Genomic DNA, 20003 nt, shown 5'->3' with positions numbered 1-20003 from the left:
GTTCACAGGGCGATCTCCTCGGCCGGCGGCGCCAGCAGGCCTCGGCACTTGTCCAGATGGATACGGATGGAATCATGGTCGCGGCGCACCGACAGCCGGATCGGTGCCGGGCTGGCGTCGACAAGGTGGCGGCGGTGGCGGAAGACGAAGCCATGCCCGCGCCCGGTTTCCGCCGCCAATTGCAGGCGTCGCGAAGCGGTGATGCTCAGGTTCGCCGGCCACAGCAGCACCGCCGCGCAACTGCCGGCGCGCAGGCACTGTTCGGCCGCCCACAGCGCCTGCCGATCGCTGTCGGGCTGGATGACGCGCTGTCCGGCCGGTGGCAGGCCCTGCGCATCCAGGGCCGGCGCATAGGGCTGGTATGGTGGCGCGATCCAGATCACCGGCCGTGCCTGCCGTGCCAGTTGCGCCAGCGCAGGCATGACCACGCGCAGCTCGCCGACGCCATCGCCCTCGTGCAGGATCTCGCACAGCATGCCGACCGGCCAGCCGCGGGCGGGCAGCAGGGCATCGAGCCCGGCATGGCCGGTGGGCAGCGCCGGTACCGGGGCGGTGCGGCGGCGACCGCGCCACACATCGCCGCGGACGGGCAGGGCCAGGACGGAGCTGTCAGCCATGGCCGCATGTTCAGCCGCGACGGATGACGCCGACATGCAGGCCTTCGATGGCGAAGGCCTGCCGGTCCGGATCGACCGGAATGGACGCGTAATCGGGATTGGCCGGCAGCAGCGCGTAGTGGCCGTTCTTCAGTCGCTGCAGGCGCTTGACGGTGATCTCGTCGTCGAGGCGGGCGACGACGATCTGGCCCGGCTCCGCCACCGGCGTGCGATGCACGGCGATGAGGTCGCCGTCGAGGATGCCGGCGTCGCGCATGCTTTCGCCTTCGACGCGCAGCAGGAAATGCGGCCGCGGCCGGAACAGCGCGCGGTCGATGCTGTAGCGGCCGGCGATATGGGCATCGGAAAGGATCGGCGCACCGGCGGCCACCCGGCCGACCAGCGGCAGGTTCAGCAGGTCCGACTCACCGGCCTCGGTTGTCGCTGCGCCGGCTGGCGAATGCAGCACGCGGATGCCGCGTGAGCGCCCGGGTTCCAGCGCGATGGCGCCCTTGGCCGCCAGCGCGCGCAGGTGGTCCTCGGCGCTGCGGGCCTGCGAGAAGCCGAAGGCGCGGGCGATCTCGGCACGTGTCGGCGGGTACCCATGCTGCGCCTGCCAGGCGAGCAGGAAGTCGAGGATGGCTTGCTGGCGGTCGGTAAGGTCCATGCCACATATTCATGTGGTTGCCGCCTCCGGCGCAAGTGCCCGCCGCCCCGATCCGTCTCACTGGCCGCAACGGTGACAGATGGCCGACTGTACGGTAGAGTACCGTACATGGAGGTTCGATATGACTGTAGCTGCTGACCGTCTCGACTTGCGCCTAAGCGTCGAGGACAAGGATCGCCTGCGCCGTGCTGCCCAATTACAGGGATTGCCGGTGGCCACCTTCGTGCGTGTGGCGGCTTTGCGGGAGGCGGACACTACCTTGGCCCGTTCTGCCAAGAGCCGTCGCGGCGGGCTGGCCGCCCGCTTGCGTGGTCGTGCAACCGCCGGCATGAGCACCGATGAAATCATGCAACTGACCCGTGGCGAATGAAGCATCGTGAAACGTGTGCTTGTGGACGCCAACGTCCTGCTGGATGTGCTGACAGAGGATCCAACGTGGTATGACTGGTCAGCCGGCCATCTGGAGGCTTGTGCTGCCGAAGCCGAACTGTGCATCAACGCCCTCATTTATGCCGAAGTCTCGGTAGGGTTCGAACGTATCGAGGAACTGGACGAGGCTCTGTCCCTTGATACTTTCACTCGTCTGGAGCTGCCCTGGGAGGCAGGCTTCCTTGCCGGCAAGTCTTTCTTGCGATACCGACAGGCCAGGGGTGTCCGCACCTCACCGCTGCCGGATTTCTATATCGGTGCGCATGCCGCCGTAGAGGGCATGGTGCTGCTGACACGGGACGCCAGCCGGTATCGCACCTACTATCCGAAGCTGGAACTTGTCTCTCCCAAAGCAGGACGCTGACTGCATGCAACTGCCTCAACTGATCGCCGAAAAATTGGCTCGCTGGCGTGACTCCGGCTATTCCCATGAGCAGTATCCCGCGATAGCCGAGATCCTGGACTGGCTCTCTGGCCGTGAAGCCGGAAGGCCGCCATTCCTGCGTATCCCGCAGCAGGCTATTGGTGTTGGCCGCAGCCTGGATCGCGAGGTCGGGTGACCAAGGGGTCGGCACATTCGTTCGGAGCACCCGCTAGAACGCCAGCCGGCTGTGGGCGCAGGCGGCCGCGCGGGCAGCGATAAGTGGAACGCGGTGGGCGACGAGCTGATCGCCCTGGACTTCACCCTGGACCCGACCTTCACCATCTACCAGGCGACCCGCGACTTCATGCGCGCGCGCACCGCCGAGTGGCACCAGGACTGCACGCTGCCCGTTGACAGTCTCGGCCAAGGCGTTGTCATAGCTCAGTCCGGCGTGGTCCAAGCCAGGGTCACCGACTGGCGTACCATGGTAGACAGCGTGATGATCGACACCGATTACGACGGCGTCGTGTTCAACGTGGTCCACGCCGACGTGCCCGCCCGCAAGGCCGACTTCGTGGCCGGCGAGTACACGCTGGACGTACCAGAGGGAGGGGCGACCGTTGCGGTAAAGATCACCGACATGCTGGGGGAGGAGGTCCTGACGACGCATGTGGTCTAGACTGCGAGAATATTGGCCCAGGTTGTATGTGTCCGGTGATCCCATGGATCCAGGACGTGTTCACTACAAGCGACGCCCGAGTGGTGAAATTGGTAGACACAAGGGACTTGAGTAATTGAGCCTCCGGGGGGAAACCTCCGGAGTGAAGCCCGTCAAAGTCGGTGAAAGCCCTGGATGCTGTGGTATCCGAGCCAACGCCGAGCCAAGCCCGGTGCGAGCCGGGAAGGTGTAGAGAGCAGACGGCGGGCACCTAAAGCCGGACATGGCCAAGGTGAAGGCGTGCTCCAGCCCACGAACAGCGCATTCGCGCTGGCGGCGAAAGCCGAAGTGGGACGAAAATCCCTCGACCTCGCGGTTATGCCGGTTCGAGTCCGGCCTCGGGCACCAGCCAATTCGGTTTGGCCAACAGACGTACCATCATGGACTGGGTGCGGTCCGTCTCGCCGGGTGCGACGGTGCGCTTGAAGCGGGGAATGATCTCCCTATGATGGGGACATGACCACCTCGACCCTTACCGAAGCCGCCCCGCAACTGGCGGTGCGCGACGAGCAGGTGCGCCGGGACCTGGCGCGGACGCTGGTGGCGCTGTTCGCGCGCTGGGAACTGACCACGGCCGAGCAGATGCTGCTGCTGGGTATGAGCCCGGAGAGCCGCAAGCTGGTGCGCGCCTACCAGCGCGGCGACCAGCCGCTGCCGGACAGCCGCGACTGCCTGGACCGCGCCGGCTACCTGCTCGGCATCCACAAGGGCCTGCGCCTGCTGTTTCCCGAAGACGAAGCGCTGCGCTGGAGCTGGGTGAAGCGCCGCAACAGCGCACTGGCCGGCGAACGGCCACTGGACGTGATGCTGGCCGGCGGACTGATCGGCATTGCCCGCGTGGCGCGGCTGGTCGATTTCCAGCGGGGCCAGTGATGGCGCTGCTGGATACGCTGACGCGGTTCGACGGCGATGTAGTTCGAAACATCACCTCGCTGCGGCATTCGCAGAACCTGTTCGACGACCTCGTGCCGGATACCGGGGCGCAGTCGGCCGCCGTGCTGGCGGAAATGGCCGTGCGTCCCGCCGGCCGTGGCGTGATCCAGCGTGGCCTGGCGTATTCGGAAGCCGTGCTGTACCCGTTCACCGCCGATGCCATCGTCGGCAGCCGCTTCGCCGATGGCACGACACGTGCCTGGTACGGCGCGCTCGACGAGGCGACGGCGCTGGCGGAAACCTGTTACCACGCGCTGCAGCAGGTGCTGGCCATCGAAGGTGTCGAACAGCCGGTGATCCGTCATCGCTGCGTGTACCTCGTGCACGCCGCCGGCCTGTTCGTCGATGTGCGCGGCAAGGAAACGGGGCATCCGGAACTGGTCGCCAACGACTATACGGCCACACAGTCGATCGGCCATTACCTGGCGCGCCAGGGACAGGCCGGACTGCTCTATCCCTCGGCGCGCTGGCGTGACGGCGACTGCCTGGTGACATTCCGCGAGGATCCACTCGGCAACGCGCGGGTCAGCCATTACCTGACCTACCGCATCGATCCGGTCGCCCGGCATGTGGACGTGGAACGACAGACCGGCGTGCTGCACACGCGGCTGTCGGAAGGCGATCTGCGCCGCTAGCCATGGCGCCGTGAATCGAATCCATGCGATGGGGCCGAAGCCCCACGGCCGATGCGTGCGTCGATGTCCCGGGGCAGGCAGCCGCTTCGATCCGTGGAACCCACGCTCGCAGACGTTCCGTCCCGTGCGTCGCGTGCGCATCCGCGTCGCACGTCGATGCGCGCATCGGTGTCCGCAGCGCCCGCACGGGCTATCGCGGGTCACGCTCGGGAGACCAATGTCGAGCACCGATGCGCGCGGGGTGCCCCGGCCGGCGCGCGGCCAATATGCGCATCACGCGCAGGAATCCAGTCTCGTACCCCGCGCATCACGCGCAGAAGATCAGGCGCGGTACCCCGCGCATCACGCACAGAAGACCAGGCGCGTCCCCGGCTGCGTCCGCGCGGATACGCCGGCTCAACGCCGACGCAGGCGCTCCGCCTCGCGCATCACGCGCAGGACATTGCCGCCCCACAGCTTGGCGATCTGTTCTTCGCTGTAGCCGCGGCGCATCAGTTCCCAGGTGACGTTGACGCTTTCGCTGGCGTCATCCCAGCCCTGCACACCGCCACCGCCATCGAAGTCGGACGCAATGCCGACATGCCCGATGCCGACCAGCTTCACCGCGTAGTCGATGTGATCGACGAACTGGCGCACGTCGACGTCGCCATGCTCGCTGCGCAGCTTTGCCAGCTCGGCCTGGTAGGCGGCGATGTCGGCCTCAGTGGCTGATTGCCAGCCATTGGCGAAAAAGCGTTCCCGCAGTGCCACCTGGCCTTCGGCCACGCCCGGGCTGAGGTCGGCCACGTAGCTGCGGAAGGCGACCATCTGCGCGACGCCGCCGTTGTCCCGGATCGCACGCAGCTGTTCATCGTCGAGGTTGCGGGCATTGGCATAGTGGCCATGGGCGCCGGAATGCGAGGCGATCACCGGCGCCCGCGACAGGGCGGTGGCCTCCATCATCGAACGCTTGCCGACGTGCGAGACGTCGATCATCACGCCATGGTCGTTGAGCGCCTTGACCAGTTCGCGGCCGAGATCGCTGAGGCCGGTGTCCTCGCCGTCGCCCAGCCTTTCCTGCGGATTCGAGCTGCCGGCGAACTGGTTGTGGCCGATATGCGTCAGGCCTACATAGCGCACGCCGCGTCGTGCCCAGAGCCCCACGTCGGCGACGCTGTCACCCAGTGGATACGCGTTTTCCATGCCCATGACGACGACACGACGACCGCTGGCGTGGATGGATCCGATGTCGTCGGCGCTGCGTGCCAGTCCGACCTGGTCGGGATAGGCGCGCACGAAGCGCTGGATCGCCTGGTAGCTGTTCTCGGCCTGCCCACGGGCGCCGGCATAGCCTTCGGCGGTCAGCGGTCCCTGGCCGGTATAGACGATGAGGAAGACAGCGTCGAGGTCGCCGGCCCGCATCTTCGGCAGATCGACCTGCGCGCGCGTGAGTCCGCCTGGATCGAGCTGGTGGGTCGCGTAACCGCGGCCGATATCGACATGCGTGTCGAGGGTGAGGACACGCGAATGCAGCGCCCAGGCATCGGCCTCGCTGATGTCGAGGTGGTCGCGCCCGGCGAAGGCGGACAGGGCGAAAAGACAGGCGGAAACCAGGGCCAGGGTGGAAGGCAGGCGGCGGATCGTCTTCATGGCAACTCCGTGGAAGCTGGAACCAGTCTAGTGGCCGGCACCAGCAGGCCGCCCTCGGCACGCCGCGTGGAGCGGGTTGCGGAACGCAGGCAAGGGTTGCGTCGGCAGGGGCCTTGCCGCGAGCGGCGGCAACCGGCCGGGCGCCGGATCGATCGCGGCGGCGCGCATCCGCTGCCGGGTGCGTTGTTTCAGACAGCCTTTTCCCAGCTCGCCACCGGTCCGGGCACCCGATGGAACAGCGGATGGCAGTCCGGCCCGGGCGTGCCTGCCCAGCGTTCATGGACGGCGGGACTGCGCACTTCAAGCTTGCGCAGCAGGTGTGTCCATTCCAGCGCCAGCTGCCCACTGCTGACCGCGATCGATTCGACTTCACGGACCGGGCCGATCTTGCTGCGATCGAAACGGTAACCGCGCGTGCTGGCTTCCTCATGCACCGCCGCGAGATAGGCGTTGATGGCGGAGCGCGGCTGCGGATGGGCCTGGAACCGCTGCAGTTGCGGATGGTGGCGATAGCCTCGGGTTTCCCCGCGCAGCACGGCCTTGGCCAGTAGTGCCTCGCGCCACAGCGCCACCAGGCCAGCGGGATCGAGATGGCGCGGATGCAATGACCACAGGCGCATGGTCAGTGCTCCGGGGCCACGGTCGCGAGGGCGTCGACGTCGGCCCCGACGATCAGTTCGAGATGGCGGGTGATCGTTTCAACCGGCCAGTCCCACCAGGCCAGCGCTTCCAGGCGCGCCACTTTCTGCGGATCGAAGCGCTGGCGGATCGGTCGCGCCGGATTGCCGCCGACGAGGGTGTACGCCGGCACGTCGGAGGCGACGACGCTGCGTGCCGCGACGATGGCGCCGTTGCCGATCTTCACGCCGGGCATGATCAGCGCCTCATAGCCGATCCACACGTCGTTGCCGATCACCGTGTCGCCACGACTGCCCAGGCCGGAGCGCTCCGGCATCACCTTTTCCCAGCCATTGCCGAAGATCTGGAACGGATAGGTCGACAGTCCATCCATCTTGTGGTTCGCGCCATTCATGATGAACCTGGCACCGCGCGCGATGGCGCAGAAGCGACCGATCACCAGCCGGTCGCCGATGAAGGGCAAGTGGTAGAGGACATTGCGCTCGAAATCCTCCGGGTTTTCCGGATCGTCGTAGTAGGTGTACTCGCCGACGATGATGTTCGGATTGCGGATCGTGTTGCGGATGTAGCACACCTGCGGGAATCCCGGCATCGGGTGCGGGTTGCTGGGATCGGGTCCGGTCATCGAGAGGTCCTCGGGTTCGTAGCCAGATGGTACGGGCAGCACCGGACAGGCGTTGCCCCTCGATACCGGGAACGCGGGCGGCCTTCCGGCCGTGGCCCGTCGCATCGCCGGGCGACCTCGCGACGGCACGGCCTGCCGCAGTGGCGACCCGCATCCGGCGGTCGCCCGATACGCCCGTTTTCCATCACCGGATGTTGCGCATGCACATCATCCGCGCTTGGGGCCGGTGCCGCGCCTGATTACCATCGGACTTCCACGGGAGGAACAACTGAATGCGGATTGCTCGATCACTGGCATGGTCGCTGGCGCTGTGCGCGCTGCCGGCCTGGGCGCAGACGGTACCGAAGGTGTTGCTGGTCGGCGACAGCTGGGCGGCACAACAGTGGGAAGACGGCGTGCACGCGCTGGTGTTCGCGGCCCATGATGCCGAACGGTTCGGTGTGGTTGGCGCGACGACGACGGAGAGCGGCTCGACCGCGGCCGAATGGGCGGCACCGTCAGGACTGGCGTTGATCAGCCAGGCGCTTGACGCCAATCCCTCCATCGACACCGTGCAGCTCACCATCGGTGGCAACGATTTCCTCGATGCCTGGTCGGTCTCGATGTCGCCGCCGGATGCCGCGGCGCTGCGCCAGTAGATCCGAGACGACCTGGACACCGTGATCCACCACATCATCGACACGCGGCCGCAGGTCGAGATCGTGATCAGCCTGTACGACTACCCGAACTTCCGCGACACCCTCAACAGCCTTGCCGGCATCGCCGTGTGCCGGCCGCTGCACCAGTCGATGGGCTCGCCGACACCGGCCAGATCAACGAAGCCATGGCCGATTTCGAATCCGACCTGGCCAGCCTGACCGCGCATCCGCGCGTGCGCCATGTCAGCCATGCCGGGCAGATGCAGTTTACCTTTGGCGTCGACACCTTCGCTCCGGGTGATCTTCCGCCGCCGGGTGACCCGTCCCGACCCAGTCCGGTGACCGCCATGCGCGACCACGGCTTTGTCGGGCGCGACTGCTTCCACCTGACGCCGTCCGGCTATGACGTGCTGGTGCAGAACCTCTACGAGAACTACTTCCACGTGCGTTTCGACACCCTGCTGCGGACGCCGTTCGAATAGCCACGGGCGGACTCGGAATTTTCCGAGGCCGCATTCGGAAAATCGCCGATGACCCGGGCGATAGCACCGGCCAGCATGTCCGCGCTGGCCTGATGTCCTCTCACTCTCCGGCTGGCACGATCCGGCACCCCCTCGCCGGGTCATCGTCGCGCGATTACCGCCCACCGGGACCGGATTCCGGGTGGGCGGCTTTTTTGCGTGATCGGCTGGACGAGACCGGACCCGGCAGGGGCTCGCACTGCAACAGCGCTGCGATTCCCGAAGGATGCCCGGGGACACGGAAAATTCCGATGCCGGAACCGGAATCGCCCGATTCCCGATCGGCACCCCTCGGAGAATCCTGTCACGGTCGGATTCGGCGGAGTCCGGCATGGCAACACCGGTAACGCGGCCCGCGGCGGCAACGTCGCGGGCCGTTTCCTTCCGGCTCACACTTCTGCACGTATCAACCGGAAGGGGCGGCCGGTCCGCGCAAGGCCGGCGCCAGCCCGAGCCTGGCCGCCGTCTGGTCGATGTTGCGCCGCATGAATGCCGCCTCGATCGCCTGTATCGTGGTGACCGGCCACGCCGGCCGGCCATCGCACGCGTCGCACGATGTTGAAACTCTGGTTCCGCATTCCCTTCTGGCAGCGTGTCCTGGGCGGCTTCGTCCTCGGCGGGCTGGTCGGCTGGCTCCTTGGTCCGGCAGCCGCCACCTGGCTGCAGCCGCTGGGTACGCTTTACGTCAACCTGATCAAAATGATCGCCACGCCGCTGGTGTTCTTTGCGGTGATCAATGCCGTGGCCAGCCTTCATGGCCAGCGCAGCATCGCCGGCCTGGCCGGTCGCACCTTCGCCTGGTTCGTGGTGACGGCGCTGCTTGCGGTGGGCATCGGCCTGGCGGTTGCCTGGATCCTGCAGCCCGGTGTCGGCGTCGGCGAACTGGTGCCGGTCGACAACTACACGCCGCGAGAGGTGCCTGGTGTTGCCCAGGTGCTGCTCGACGTGGTGCCCTCCAATCCGTTCGCGGCGCTGGCTGAAGGACGCATCCTGCAGGTGATTTTCTTCGCCGGCCTGCTCGGTTTCGCGCTGGTCAGACTGGGCGAGAAAACCGCGCGACTGCGCGCGCTGGCCGGCGAGGCCAGCGACCTGATGATCCAGGTGACGCGCTTCGTGCTGGAATTCACGCCGATCGGAACCTTCGGCCTGATCGCGGCACTGGTCGGCACCTATGGTTTCGAGCGGCTGCTGCCCCTGGCCGATTTCGTCGTCGCCCTCTACCTGGCCTGCGCGCTGCACATCGCGCTGGTGTACAGCGGCCTGCTGGCCGCGCATGGGCTGAATCCGCTGCGCTTCTTCCGCGGCGCCGCGCCCGGCATGCAGATCGCCTTCGTCACCTCGTCCAGCTTCGCCTCCATGCCGGTGGCGATGCGTTGCGTCAGCGACAACCTGGGTGTCGACCGCAACTACACCGCCTTCGCGGTTCCGTTGGGCGCGAGCATCAAGATGGACGGCTGCGGTGCGATCTATCCGGCGCTCGCTTCGGTTTTCATCGCACAGTATTTCGGCATCGAACTGAGCGTGCCGCAATACCTGATCATCGCCATGGCGTCGGTGCTGGGCAGCTTCGGTACCGCCGGCGTGCCGGGAACGGCCGTGGTCATGGCCACCGTCGTGCTGAGCGCGGCCGGGCTGCCGCTGGAAGGCCTCGGGTTCCTGCTCGCCATCGACCGCATCCTCGACATGATGCGCACGATGACCAACGTGACGGGACAGATGCTGGTGCCGGTGCTGGTAGCACGGGAAACCGGCCTGCTGGACCGGGCCGTCTATGAGCAGGCCAGCGCCCGCGCCGGCCTGCAGGCCGACGACGACGGGATCGCTAGACCGGACTGAACAGCGCGAACAGGCCGATCACGATCAGCAGCCCGGCCGCGAAGACGTCGAAGATGCGTGCGGCGCGTTCGCCGTGGCGGCGGATGACGGCATAGGCCGAGAAGCTCAGCGCCAGGAACCACAGTGCGGTGCCGAGGAAGATGGTGACGACCAGGATGCCGGTATCGACGTAGTTCACCGGGTTGCTGGTCAGGCCCGCCGCCGCGAACACCGCGAAGAAGGTCAGGGCGATGACCGGATTGCCGAGCGTCAGCGCCAGTCCGGCGAGAAAAGCCTTGCGTCGCCGCATGGGCCGCTTGTCCACCTCGCGCGGCGAGTTGTAGGTCTTCTTGATGTGGATGATCAGAGCCACGCCGATGATCAGCAGGATGACGCCGCCGCCGGCGCGCAGGGGCCATTGCCATGCGTTGAGGACGTCGGTGATGGCGGTCAGTCCGAAGCCGGCCATCGAGGCGAAAATGGCGTCGCCGAAGGCACCGCCCAGTCCGGCGAAGAATCCGTTCCAGGGGTGATAGGCCAGCGCGCGCCGGATTACCAGTACGCCGACCGCGCCCACCGGCGCCGAAACGGCGATGCCGATGATCAGGCCCTTGGCGGCCAGGATCAGCCAGTGGAGGAGTTCGGTCGGCATGCGTCCGGCACGCGTCTTACAGGCGGCTGTAGGACCACGACTGCATGCGGCCGTCGCGGTAGGGCATCACGCCGTGGAATGGGCGCGGATCGTCGTCGAAGACCAGCGGCAGGAAGTGCCGGTCGCCTTCCCACATCGGCAGGGTCATCAGGCGGTCGCGCGGCACCCATTCGAGGGTGCCTTCGTGGTTGCCGGCATGCGCCGTGCCCTCGAAGGCGGTGATCAGGAAGATGAAGCCCATCCAGTCTTCGCCATTCTTGCCGAAACCGGGCCAGTTCAGCGTGCCGCGCAGGTTCATCGCCGTGCATTCGATGCCTGCTTCCTCGCGGATCTCGCGGACCATGCCGGCCATGATGTCCTCACCGGCATCCAGCTTCCCGCCCAGGCCGTTGTATTTGCCCAGGTGCTGGTCGTCCTGGCGTGCGTTGCGATGGATCATCAGCACCTGCTGGTGATCGGGCGACAGCACGTATCCGAGGGTGGCGACGATCGGCGTGTACGACATGGCGGGACGCTTGACGCGGCGCAATAGGGTAGCACCTGCGCCAGCGCCTCCGTACAACAGACGGATCCAGAACAGCACCGGCGGGGCATGAAATGCCCTGCCGGCGCTGCGGTTGACCGTCCGCGTTGCAACAACGTTTTCTATGAAGTGTTCGCGGCTGCCGTTTCGACGATCAGGGAATGATAGTGGCCGACCAGCTTCGCCCCTTGCTGGACCAGTCGGTGTCGATCGTGTTCTACGACCTCACCACCGTGCGCATTCATGGCGAAGGCACGGTGGACGGCGATGTGCGCGCCTTCGGCCTCAGCAAGGAAACGGGCGGCATCGCGCGCCAGTTTGTGCTGGGCGTGATCCAGACGGCCGAAGGCTTGCCCATTGCCCATGAAGTGCATGCCGGCAACATCGGCGAAGTCGCCACATTGCTGCCGGCCATCGAGAAGGCCATCGGCCGCTACCAGATCGACCAGGTCGTGCTGGTAGCCGATCGTGGGCTGCTGAGCCTGGACAACCTGGCGGCCGTGGAAGCCACGAAGACCGCCAGCGGCAAGCCCGTGAACTACATCCTGGCTGTGCCCGCGCGCCGCTACACCGACTTCGGTGAGCGGGTGGCGGCCATGCGCTTTGCCGAGGGGATCGGCGAATCGACCTGGGAAGGGCGGCGACTGATCGTCGCTGACGATCCTGATCGCGCTGCCGCGCAAGCCGCCAAGCGTCGCGCCTTGATTGAGGACATCGAAGCCGAAGGCGAGCGCATGGCCCAGCGGCTGGACGCTGCCGATGCGGGCACCTCGCTGCGCGGGCGCAGGTCGACCGATCGGCGTGCGTATGTGCGTTTTTGCGAACAGGTCAAGAAGGCGGGCTTGAGCCGTATCCTGAAAGCCGACCTGCACGCCGACCGCTTCAGCTTCGACCGCGACGAGGCCGCCTTGGCGCAGGCCGAACAACTGGACGGCAAACTGTTGCTGGTCACCAACACCGACTTGAGCGCCGGCGAGGTCATTGCCCGCTACAAGGCACTGGCCGATATCGAGCGCGGCTTCCGGGTACTCAAGAGCGACATCGAGATCGCCCCCGTGCATCACCGCCTGCCCGAGCGCATCCGCGCACACGCCCTCATCTGCTTCCTGGCGCTGGTCATCCATCGCGTCATGCGGTACAAGCTCAAGGCGGCCGGGCACCCACTCTCACCGAACGCTGCACTCACTCTGCTGCGCCAGATCCAGCAGCAACGCGTCCAGATCGACGGCACACCCGTCACCGGCATCGGACGCCTTCAACCCCAGCAGATCGAACTGTTCGAGGCACTCAAACTCCCCACGCCCAGCACACAACCCGCCTTGTAGTGGCATTTTTGCACCGCGTGCATCAATGCGATCAACGGGTTACGTGATTAGCTGCGGAACTTGGGTTCGCCGTTGTGCGTGGGGTCGTACCACGAGCCGCTCTGGCCGGCGTGATCGGCGACTTCGCGGCCGGTGACGCCGTGCGGGGTTTCGCAGCGGGTGCCCATCACCCGGGCCAGGCGCTGAACGTCGAAGGTCTGGCTCTGGTTGAAGGCGTTGTAGCTGAACTGGCCGCGGTCGCAACTGCTGAAGCGCAGGCTGGCCGAGCCGACCGCTTCGCGGATCACGTCGTCGGGATCGAAGGCCGCGCCAAAGCGCGCCACGCGTCACCACCAGCTGCGCGAAGTCGATGCGCTGGCCATCATCGCCATCGGGCACGATCTGGCCGGTGGCGGTCAGCCAGCGTTGCCGGCCCTGGCTGTCGTAGGTGAACCAGTACAGCCAGGCGCTATCGGGGCCGCGCAGTTCCAATACCCAGCCCTCGCCGCTGCGGTCGGTGGCGTACCAGTGGCCGGCGTGGCCGGAACGGACAGGCATGGCAGCCTGCGCCATGCCGCACACGATCATTAACACAAGGGCCGGCCACGTCATTGGGCGCGTGTTCGCAGAGGACGTTGTGGTGTGAACGTTCATACCGATTTCCTGATCGCGTGGATGGCCTGGATAAGAGCAGGTCGAAGCCAATGCATCAAGGTTCTTGTTGGGAATGTGTTGTCATGCTCTGACGATACGAGTCGGCTGGGGCAGGCGTCGGCAGCATGGCGCGCCTGTTTGCTTGTTCGTATAACCTTAGGAGTCGGTCGTGATAGATTTGCCTCACTTCGCGAGCGCGATGTCGGCTCGGCGGCTGGCGGCTGCTGCCGAACACCAGATCGGATTGGCTGCGCGACCGTGATCCAGGCTGGTGATGGGCCGTCCCGGAGTCGCCGCTCAAAGCATCGGCGCGAAGAGGTTGGCGGTGCGGCACGCGAGTCGGCGCCAGTAGCCGGCGTTGCGGAACTCGTCGAGGCTGATGCGCTCGCTGCGTTCGAAGTCCTGCTCCAGCATCTGCGCAACCTCAAGCGAGAGCTGCGCATCGACGCACAGCGCCGAAATCTCGAAGTTGATGAAGATGGACCGGTGGTCCAGGTTGGCGGCGCCGATGACGACCAGACCGTCGTCCGCCAGGGCCACCTTCTGGTGCATGAACCCGTCGGTCCAGCGGTAGACATGCGCACCGCAGTTCGCCATGTCGGCCAGATGTACCTGGCTGGCCAGCTGAACGGCGAGGTTGTCGTTCTTCTGCGGCACCAGGATGCGGACATCGACGCCGCGCATCATCGCCAGGCGCAGCGCGTGCAGGACTGGTTCGGGGGGCACGAAGTAGGGCGTGGCCAGCCACAGCCGCTCGCGGGCGTTGTTGATGACGGCCAGCCAGCTGAGCAGGCATTCCGGCTGCGGATCGGATGGACCTGTATGCCAGACCAGCACGCGCGCCTCGCCGTCGTCCTCCGGCACGATGTGGAACTTGACCGGCGGCAGTTCGTCAGTGGCCCAGAACCAGTCCTTGAAGAACGCCACCTGTGCCTGTGCCGCGGCCGGGCCGTCGACGCGCAGATGGGTGTCGCGCCAGAAGCCACGTTGCGGATACTTGCCCAGGTAGTCGTCGCCGACGTTGACACCACCCAGGAATGCGCAGGTGCCATCGACGACAACCACCTTGCGGTGGTTGCGGAAGTTGATCTGCAGGCGCACGCCCTTGCGACCCGGATCGAACGGAAAGCAGGCGATGCCGCAATCGCGAAGCGGACGCAGGAAGCGATCGCCCAGGCGATAGCCGATCTCGTCGTATAGGAAGCAGACCGTCACCCCGGCGCGCGCGCGCTCCATCATCGCTTCCTGGAAACGGCGGCCGATTCCGTCGTCGCGGAAGATGTAGAACTGCACCAGCACGAACCGGCGGGCACTGGAAATCGCCGCCAGCATTTCCTCGAAGGCGGCCTCGCCGTCGATCAGCAGCCGGGTGCGGTTGCCGCGGGCGAAGCCACCGGCACCCAGGCGTCGGGCGAGGGTATGCAGTTCGGCGAAGCGCTCGTCGGGCAGGTCCAGGTAACTCTCGACGGTCTCGAACTCGGCCAGGCGCGTCGCGGCGCGCGCCATCACTCGATTGCGGCGGCCGACATAGCCCTCGAACTTGCTGCGTCCGAAGACCCAGTAGAACGGCAGGGTCAGGAAAGGCATCAGCAGCAGGGCCAGTACCCAGGCCATCGATCCCTGGGCGGTGCGCGAGAACAGGACGGCGCGCGCGGCACTGAGCAGCGCCAGCACGTAGACGGTGATGACGACCAGTGAAACCAGGTGTTCCCGCAACCACTCGGTCACTGAGCCTGACATGGGGCTGCGCTCGTCTGATGGGGGTCGCAGGATGGTATCAGCCGGATCCGGCCAATCCCGAAGCGGCGGTCGGGACGAGGCCGTGCCGTTCGGCAACCGGTCGTGCTGCCGGGTGCTGCTTTGCGGAGCGCCGGACTCAAACCCCCGCACTCCAGGGAAAAAACGCATTCCCGCGCCTTGAATGCGGCCATTCCTATGCGAACCAGTTTGACAAGGCACGCCGAACCAGAGCGGGTGCCGGTACTGGATGCCGCTATGCCGGCATCAGGGAAGCGGCTGGCCAGCGCTCCAGCCCAAAGACTCCATCCGCGCCAGCAGGCCATCGACATGCTGGCGGCCGGCCGTGCTGTGCACCGGCAGGACCACGACGTCCCCTTGGCGCGCGCTCGCGAGCAGCCGGCGCACCGCGGTGGCCTCGTCGAGCTCGACCTCGATGCGGTCCGCGGCCACCCCGTGCGATGTCAGCGCTGTGGTCAGGATGGCTGCGACTTCGCCCTCGGCGCGACCACGCTCGTAACCCTGGATGTCCTTGAGCACGACCAGGGCCGGCGAGAAGCGCGCGGCGACTTTGCCTAGACGGGCGATATCCTCGTCTTCCCGGTTGCCGGCCTGGCCGAGCAGCAGGCGCATGCCGGCCCCGTCCCGGCGTTCGCGGTCGGCCAGCGCGAGCAGATGTCCAAGGCCGTCCGGGTTGTGTGCGTAGTCGAGCAGCACCACCACGTCGCCCAGCTGCCAGCGTTGCAGGCGGCCGGGATTGTCGCGGCGATCGCTGCCGAAGCGCGCCAGTGTCGCGGCGATGACGCTGGCGTCCACGCCCATGTGCAACGCGGCCAGCGTCGCCGCCGCGATGTTCGAGATGTTGTGTCGCGCCGTGCCGGCGAAGGTGACCGGCATGGCGGCGACCTCGCCGAAGTCGTGTTCACAACCGTTGATGCTGGCGTGCAGGTGGCCGTCGCGGACGCCGCAGGTCGCCGCACCGCTCGCGCGGCGCACCGCCAGCAGCGGTTCGTCGAAATCGAGCGCGAACCAGGCAAGCGGGCAGGGCAGTCCTGGCGCGTGGCGACGCAGCTGCGGGTCGTCGGCATTCACGACCAGCGTGCGCCGCTCATCGAGCGCGCGGGCGACGGTCAGCTTCACCATCGTCAGGTCGTCGAGGTTGTGGATGCCGTACTCGCCAAAATGGTCCGGCTGCACATTGGTCACCACGGCGACGTCGGCGCGTCGCAGCGCCAGGCCACGGCGCAGCAGTCCGCCGCGCGCGGTTTCCAGGATGGCGGCTTCGGCGGCGGCATTGCGCAGGACGGCGCGGGCGCCGCCCGGGCCGGAATAGTCACCGCCTTCGAGCAGCTCGCCATCCAGGTACAGGCCATCCGTGCAGCTGTGCACGGTGTGGCGGCCGTTGTTGCGCCAGATCGAGGAGAGCAGGCGAACGGTCGTGGTCTTGCCGTTGGAACCGGTCACCAGCGCGGTGGGAATATCGTGCAGCGCCGACCAGTCGATGTCGGCTGGACGCGGTGCATCGTCGAGCGCCCAGGTACGGCTGCCCGTGCCGAGGCCGATGGACACCTCGTCGTCATCAACCAGGAAGGCCCGCTGCGTCTGCAGGGCCGCGTTTTCCAGTTCGTGCAGCAGAGGCCGCTGTTCGGCGCGTGCAGCCGCCTGCAATGTCTGCATCGCCTGTTCGGGGTTCCAGAGGGCCGGATGGCCGGGCGCGAACGGCACTGCGCCCGGGTCAAGACTGCCGTGTTCATGCAGGCTGGCCAGCCACGCCCATTCGTTGACGTCCGCTGCCGCGTACAGCTGGTCGAAGGGCGCGCTGAAGGCCAGTGATGCGCCGGAGTGGTGGCGCCGGATCACGAGATCGCCGTCCGGCCAGCCCAGCGCCTGCCGAGCTTGGCCGATTCGCGCCTGCCAGCCGGCCAGCAGCGTTTCCGGCACCGGCGCCCCGACCAGCGTTTCCAGCGCCGCACCGGTGCTGGCGAAATACAGGTTGGGGCCGGTCAGTCGGCGCGAGTCGTCGAACGGCGATGGCGCGGCATCGGTCATCGTGCGGGTCAATCCGGTCTGCTTTTCACGGGTCGGGCCGGCCAGGCTGGCCGGCCCGCGGCTTCAGTCACTTTCTTCCTGCGGCGCGTAACGCAGGCCGCGTTCGTCGCGGATCATGCCTTCCAGGTCGAGCGCCGGCACGGGGTCTTCCATGGCGTCGTCGCTGACGAAGCTGGCCGGCGGCGGTGCCGGTGCACGGGACGCTTGCGCGCCTTCCGGACGGAACTTGGTGATCTGCTTCCAGGAACGCGCCAGTGCATCGGCGAAGATCACGATCAGGTCGCCCGGCTGGCCCATCTGCAGGGCGGCATCGATGGCCTGCTGTTCGTCGGGAATCACCGAGATCGCGTCATCACCGACGCCCTTGTCGCGCAGGGCGCGGGCGAGCAGCAGCGGCACCTCGTCGCCGTCACGGCCGCGCAGGTTGTCGTCGCGGCGCACGATGTAGTGGTCGAAGCTGCCGGCGACGGCATGGCCGATGGCTTCGATGTCCTCGTCGCGGCGGTCGCCCGGACCGGCGACGACCACGATGCGGCGGCCTTCGACATCCAGGCGCTGTGCCAGCTCGGCGATCACGCCGACTGCGTGGGCGTTGTGCGCGTAGTCGAACAGCACCTTGAACGGATGCTCGTCGAACACGTTCATGCGGCCCGGCGCCTGGAAGAACGTGGTGTCGAAGGTGCGGAGGCCGAGGCGGATCGCGTCCAGCTTGATGTCAAGCGAATACGCCATCGCGGCTGCGAACATCGCGTTCTGCACGTTGTGGAGGGCGCGGCCTTCCAGCGTGGCCGGGATCAGGTGCGTCCACAGCAGCGGGATATGGCTGCCCTTGTCGTACAGCGTGATCATCTGGCCGTTGACGCCAGCCTCGAGCGCGCAGGCGCGGCCGCCGGCGCGGATGTGCTCGCGCACCAGCGCGTTGGACGGGTTCATCGTCACGTAGCAGATGGTCTTCGCGTCGGTATAGCCGGACATCTTCAGGACGTTGGGATCATCGGCGTTGAGGACAGCACAGTCCTCGGCCACTTCGACGACGACACGCTTGATCTCGGCGAGCTGTTCCAGCGTGTTCACGCCCTTCAGGCCGAGGTGGTCGGACTGCACGTTGATGACGGCGCCGACGTTCACGCGCGTCACGCCCATGCCGGCTCGGACCAGGCCGCCGCGCGCCGTTTCCAGCACCGCGATGTCGACCGTGGGGTCGGAAAGCACCATGCGCGCCGAAACCGGGCCGGTCATGTCGCCCTCGACGGTACGCTGGCCGTCGATGTAGACGCCATCGGTCGTCGTCATGCCCGGCGTGTAGCCGGCCATCTTGGTGATGTGCGCGAGCATGCGCGTGGTCGTGGTCTTGCCGTTGGTGCCGGTGATCGCCGCGATCGGCACGCGCGAAGGCGATCCCGACGGAAACAGCATGTCGATCACCGGGCTGGCGACATCGCGCGGCGTGCCTTCGCTGGGTGCGACGTGCATGCGGAAGCCAGGCGCGGCGTTGACCTCGCAGATGCCACCGCCGACGCGACGGTAGCTTTCGGCGATGTTGGGCGACAGGAAGTCGACGCCGCCGACGTCCAGGCCGATCGCACGCACGGCGCGTTCGGCCATGTCGCGGTTGTCGGGATGGATGATGTCGGTGACGTCGGTCGCGGTGCCGCCGGTCGAAAGGTTCGCGGTGGAGCGCAGGTAGACGACCTCGCCGTCCCTGGGCACCGACTCGCTGGTGTAGCCCATGCGCTCGAGCATCATGTTCGCTTCGCGGTCGAGCTGCAGCTTGGTCAGCACCTTCTCGTGGCCAACGCCGCGGCGCGGATCCTGGTTGACGATCTCGACCAGCTCGGCGACGGTGCGCTTGCCATCACCGACCACGTGGCCCGGCGTGCGCCGCGTGGCGGCGATCAGCTTGCCGTTCACCACCAGCAGGCGATGATCGTCGCCAGGCAGGTAGGTCTCCACGATCACCGACCGGGAATGCTCGCGCGCGGCCTCGAAGCCGGCGCGCACATCCTCGTCGCTGCTGATGCCGATGGTGATGCCGCGGCCGTGGTTGCCGTTGTAGGGTTTGGTGACGACCTGGCCACCGAGTTTGCGCGCCGCCTTCACCGCGGCATCGGCACTGGTCACCAGGATCTGCTGCGGCACCGGCAGGCCGAGGTTGGCGAGGATGCGGTTGGTCTCCTCCTTGTCGCCGGCCAGTTCGACGGCGATGTACGGCGTGCGCCCGGTGATCGTCGCCTGGATGCGCTGCTGGTACTTGCCGTGGCCGAGCTGTATCAATGACTGTTCGTTGAGGCGCAGCCAGGGTATGTCGCGCTCGCGGGCGGCGCGCACCAGGGACGCCGTCGATGGACCCAGCGCGCGGCGTTGCGCGTACTTGATGAAGCTGTCGCGCTCGTGTTCCCAGTCCCAGTCGTCCGGCACGATGCCGGCGGGACGAAGGCCGGACGGCAGCAGCGAGCTGAGCAGGCGCAGCGCCAGCTCGCCTGCGGCAATGCCTTCCTCGCGCTGTGCGTATTCGTAGACCACCGAATAGACACCGGGCCGGTCGTCGATGCTGCGCGTGCGGCCGAAGGTGACATCCTCGCCGGCGATGTTCTGCAGCTCGATGGCGACATGTTCGAAGACATGGCCCAGCCAGGTGCCTTCATCCTCGCGCATGCGGCGGATGAAGCCGCCGGGCTCGCGATAGGAGCAGCCATGTTCGGCGAGGCCGGGCAGGCGTTCCACCAGTGCGTCGATGAACGCCGGTCCGAGACGGGCGGTCGGCCAGTCCTCCAGCGGACCCAGATCCAGCTCCAGCCGGATCACCGGGAAGTGCGCATACTGCGAAGGGCCGACGTAGACGTTGCGATTGAGTATGCGCATGGGACTGTCCTTG

At 66.9% G+C, this 20003-nt stretch carries 22 protein-coding genes; 11 read left to right on the top strand and 11 right to left on the bottom strand.

The genetic code is table 11. The features are described from left to right. Positions 1 to 2: 2 nt before the first annotated feature. Entirely contained in the window at positions 3 to 617 is a 615-nt protein-coding gene (gene imuA, locus EDC25_RS09590; RefSeq protein WP_123521157.1) for a translesion DNA synthesis-associated protein ImuA, read from the bottom strand. A 10-nt stretch (positions 618 to 627) separates the two neighbouring features. Further along, positions 628 to 1263, bottom strand: a complete 636-nt coding sequence (gene lexA, locus EDC25_RS09585) for a transcriptional repressor LexA (RefSeq protein ID WP_123521125.1) — start codon at positions 1261 to 1263, stop codon at positions 628 to 630. A gap of 121 nt (positions 1264 to 1384) precedes the next feature. On the opposite strand from lexA, the gene EDC25_RS09580 reads away from it, so the two are divergent. The 6 genes from EDC25_RS09580 (at position 1385) to EDC25_RS09550 (ending at position 4342) form a co-directional block, all read left to right on the top strand. Beyond that, a complete protein-coding gene (locus EDC25_RS09580; RefSeq protein WP_123521158.1) occupies positions 1385 to 1633 on the top strand; it encodes a type II toxin -antitoxin system TacA 1-like antitoxin in 249 nt (82 codons plus the stop codon). A 6-nt stretch (positions 1634 to 1639) separates the two neighbouring features. After that, a complete protein-coding gene (locus EDC25_RS09575; RefSeq protein ID WP_123521126.1) occupies positions 1640 to 2056 on the top strand; it encodes a type II toxin-antitoxin system VapC family toxin in 417 nt (138 codons plus the stop codon). Between the two features lie 4 nt (positions 2057 to 2060). Continuing rightward, complete coding sequence (locus tag EDC25_RS09570; RefSeq protein ID WP_132577444.1) at positions 2061 to 2252, top strand: hypothetical protein; 192 nt, start codon at positions 2061 to 2063, stop codon at positions 2250 to 2252. Positions 2253 to 2345: 93 nt separating this feature from the next. Beyond that, positions 2346 to 2735: a hypothetical protein gene (locus tag EDC25_RS09565; protein WP_164483924.1), complete on the top strand. Its 390-nt coding sequence runs from the start codon at positions 2346 to 2348 to the stop codon at positions 2733 to 2735. Positions 2736 to 3230: 495 nt separating this feature from the next. Then, positions 3231 to 3647, top strand: a complete 417-nt coding sequence (locus EDC25_RS09555; RefSeq protein ID WP_123521129.1) for an MbcA/ParS/Xre antitoxin family protein — start codon at positions 3231 to 3233, stop codon at positions 3645 to 3647. Continuing rightward, complete coding sequence (locus EDC25_RS09550; RefSeq protein ID WP_123521130.1) at positions 3647 to 4342, top strand: RES family NAD+ phosphorylase; 696 nt, start codon at positions 3647 to 3649, stop codon at positions 4340 to 4342. Before EDC25_RS09555 ends, EDC25_RS09550 begins: the two co-directional genes overlap by 1 nt. A 396-nt stretch (positions 4343 to 4738) precedes the next feature. Here EDC25_RS09550 and EDC25_RS09545 read toward each other — a convergent pair whose 3' ends face one another. The 3 genes from EDC25_RS09545 to EDC25_RS09535 all read right to left on the bottom strand — a co-directional run bounded on the left by EDC25_RS09545 (position 4739) and on the right by EDC25_RS09535 (position 7235). Next, positions 4739 to 5971 (bottom strand): dipeptidase, encoded by a 1233-nt coding sequence (locus EDC25_RS09545; protein ID WP_123521131.1) that lies wholly within the window; start codon positions 5969 to 5971, stop codon positions 4739 to 4741. 188 nt (positions 5972 to 6159) lie between these two features. Then, complete coding sequence (locus EDC25_RS09540; RefSeq protein WP_123521132.1) at positions 6160 to 6591, bottom strand: pyrimidine dimer DNA glycosylase/endonuclease V; 432 nt, start codon at positions 6589 to 6591, stop codon at positions 6160 to 6162. A gap of 2 nt (positions 6592 to 6593) precedes the next feature. Further along, complete coding sequence (locus EDC25_RS09535) at positions 6594 to 7235, bottom strand: Vat family streptogramin A O-acetyltransferase (RefSeq protein ID WP_123521159.1); 642 nt, start codon at positions 7233 to 7235, stop codon at positions 6594 to 6596. Between the two features lie 272 nt (positions 7236 to 7507). Between EDC25_RS09535 and EDC25_RS09530 the strand changes: the two genes are divergently transcribed. From EDC25_RS09530 to EDC25_RS09515, 4 genes are all read left to right on the top strand, one after another. Continuing rightward, entirely contained in the window at positions 7508 to 7873 is a 366-nt protein-coding gene (locus EDC25_RS09530; RefSeq protein ID WP_123521133.1) for a hypothetical protein, read from the top strand. 21 nt (positions 7874 to 7894) lie between these two features. Then, positions 7895 to 8092, top strand: coding sequence for a hypothetical protein (locus EDC25_RS09525; RefSeq protein WP_123521134.1), 198 nt, complete (start codon positions 7895 to 7897; stop codon positions 8090 to 8092). Further along, the gene (locus tag EDC25_RS09520; protein WP_123521135.1) at positions 8059 to 8355 is read left to right on the top strand and encodes a hypothetical protein; all 297 of its coding nucleotides are present in this window, start codon (positions 8059 to 8061) and stop codon (positions 8353 to 8355) included. Before EDC25_RS09525 ends, EDC25_RS09520 begins: the two co-directional genes overlap by 34 nt. Positions 8356 to 8949: 594 nt before the next feature. Then, positions 8950 to 10230 carry a dicarboxylate/amino acid:cation symporter gene (locus EDC25_RS09515; protein WP_123521136.1) on the top strand — a complete coding sequence of 427 codons (1281 nt, stop codon included), beginning with the start codon at positions 8950 to 8952 and terminating at the stop codon, positions 10228 to 10230. Here EDC25_RS09515 and EDC25_RS09510 read toward each other — a convergent pair. Together EDC25_RS09510 and EDC25_RS09505 are read right to left on the bottom strand one after the other, a co-directional pair. Next, positions 10217 to 10861 carry a LysE family translocator gene (locus EDC25_RS09510; protein WP_123521137.1) on the bottom strand — a complete coding sequence of 215 codons (645 nt, stop codon included), beginning with the start codon at positions 10859 to 10861 and terminating at the stop codon, positions 10217 to 10219. The genes EDC25_RS09515 and EDC25_RS09510 overlap by 14 nt on opposite strands. A gap of 16 nt (positions 10862 to 10877) precedes the next feature. Continuing rightward, on the bottom strand, positions 10878 to 11366 hold the full coding sequence (locus tag EDC25_RS09505; protein WP_123521138.1) for an NUDIX hydrolase: 489 nt from the start codon (positions 11364 to 11366) through the stop codon (positions 10878 to 10880). A 179-nt stretch (positions 11367 to 11545) separates the two neighbouring features. On the opposite strand from EDC25_RS09505, the gene EDC25_RS09500 reads away from it, so the two are divergent. Further along, complete coding sequence (locus tag EDC25_RS09500; protein WP_123521139.1) at positions 11546 to 12709, top strand: IS1634 family transposase; 1164 nt, start codon at positions 11546 to 11548, stop codon at positions 12707 to 12709. 47 nt (positions 12710 to 12756) lie between these two features. Here the strand turns inward: EDC25_RS09500 and EDC25_RS09495 are convergent, their stop codons facing one another. From EDC25_RS09495 to cphA, 4 genes are all read right to left on the bottom strand, one after another. Then, positions 12757 to 13032, bottom strand: coding sequence for a hypothetical protein (locus tag EDC25_RS09495; protein WP_123521140.1), 276 nt, complete (start codon positions 13030 to 13032; stop codon positions 12757 to 12759). 607 nt (positions 13033 to 13639) lie between these two features. Then, positions 13640 to 15082, bottom strand: a complete 1443-nt coding sequence (gene cls / locus EDC25_RS09490; RefSeq protein ID WP_164483926.1) for a cardiolipin synthase — start codon at positions 15080 to 15082, stop codon at positions 13640 to 13642. A gap of 264 nt (positions 15083 to 15346) precedes the next feature. Continuing rightward, positions 15347 to 17140 carry a Mur ligase family protein gene (locus tag EDC25_RS09485; RefSeq protein WP_240639587.1) on the bottom strand — a complete coding sequence of 598 codons (1794 nt, stop codon included), beginning with the start codon at positions 17138 to 17140 and terminating at the stop codon, positions 15347 to 15349. A gap of 51 nt (positions 17141 to 17191) precedes the next feature. Next, positions 17192 to 19990 carry a cyanophycin synthetase gene (cphA, locus tag EDC25_RS09480; RefSeq protein ID WP_123521143.1) on the bottom strand — a complete coding sequence of 933 codons (2799 nt, stop codon included), beginning with the start codon at positions 19988 to 19990 and terminating at the stop codon, positions 17192 to 17194. Positions 19991 to 20003: the final 13 nt, after the last annotated feature.

The sequence above is a fragment of the Pseudofulvimonas gallinarii genome, from assembly GCF_004343305.1.
GTDB lineage: Bacteria > Pseudomonadota > Gammaproteobacteria > Xanthomonadales > UBA2363 > Pseudofulvimonas > Pseudofulvimonas gallinarii.
Note: the sequence above shows the minus strand (reverse complement) of the source record. Positions and strands in the feature narration are given on the sequence as shown.

Bases quoted from the DNA above. Each gene is read 5' to 3' on its own strand.
- imuA (WP_123521157.1), bottom strand. From the start codon at position 617: ATGGCTGACAGCTCCGTCCTGGCCCTGCCCGTCCGCGGCGATGTGTGG.
- lexA (WP_123521125.1), bottom strand. From the start codon at position 1,263: ATGGACCTTACCGACCGCCAGCAAGCCATCCTCGACTTCCTGCTCGCC.
- EDC25_RS09580 (WP_123521158.1), top strand. From the start codon at position 1,385: ATGACTGTAGCTGCTGACCGTCTCGACTTGCGCCTAAGCGTCGAGGAC.
- EDC25_RS09570 (WP_132577444.1), top strand. From the start codon at position 2,061: ATGCAACTGCCTCAACTGATCGCCGAAAAATTGGCTCGCTGGCGTGAC.
- EDC25_RS09555 (WP_123521129.1), top strand. From the start codon at position 3,231: ATGACCACCTCGACCCTTACCGAAGCCGCCCCGCAACTGGCGGTGCGC.
- EDC25_RS09550 (WP_123521130.1), top strand. From the start codon at position 3,647: ATGGCGCTGCTGGATACGCTGACGCGGTTCGACGGCGATGTAGTTCGA.
- EDC25_RS09545 (WP_123521131.1), bottom strand. From the start codon at position 5,971: ATGAAGACGATCCGCCGCCTGCCTTCCACCCTGGCCCTGGTTTCCGCC.
- EDC25_RS09540 (WP_123521132.1), bottom strand. From the start codon at position 6,591: ATGCGCCTGTGGTCATTGCATCCGCGCCATCTCGATCCCGCTGGCCTG.
- EDC25_RS09535 (WP_123521159.1), bottom strand. From the start codon at position 7,235: ATGACCGGACCCGATCCCAGCAACCCGCACCCGATGCCGGGATTCCCG.
- EDC25_RS09530 (WP_123521133.1), top strand. From the start codon at position 7,508: ATGCGGATTGCTCGATCACTGGCATGGTCGCTGGCGCTGTGCGCGCTG.
- EDC25_RS09520 (WP_123521135.1), top strand. From the start codon at position 8,059: ATGGCCGATTTCGAATCCGACCTGGCCAGCCTGACCGCGCATCCGCGC.
- EDC25_RS09515 (WP_123521136.1), top strand. From the start codon at position 8,950: ATGTTGAAACTCTGGTTCCGCATTCCCTTCTGGCAGCGTGTCCTGGGC.
- EDC25_RS09510 (WP_123521137.1), bottom strand. From the start codon at position 10,861: ATGCCGACCGAACTCCTCCACTGGCTGATCCTGGCCGCCAAGGGCCTG.
- EDC25_RS09505 (WP_123521138.1), bottom strand. From the start codon at position 11,366: ATGTCGTACACGCCGATCGTCGCCACCCTCGGATACGTGCTGTCGCCC.
- EDC25_RS09500 (WP_123521139.1), top strand. From the start codon at position 11,546: ATGATAGTGGCCGACCAGCTTCGCCCCTTGCTGGACCAGTCGGTGTCG.
- cls (WP_164483926.1), bottom strand. From the start codon at position 15,082: ATGTCAGGCTCAGTGACCGAGTGGTTGCGGGAACACCTGGTTTCACTG.
- cphA (WP_123521143.1), bottom strand. From the start codon at position 19,990: ATGCGCATACTCAATCGCAACGTCTACGTCGGCCCTTCGCAGTATGCG.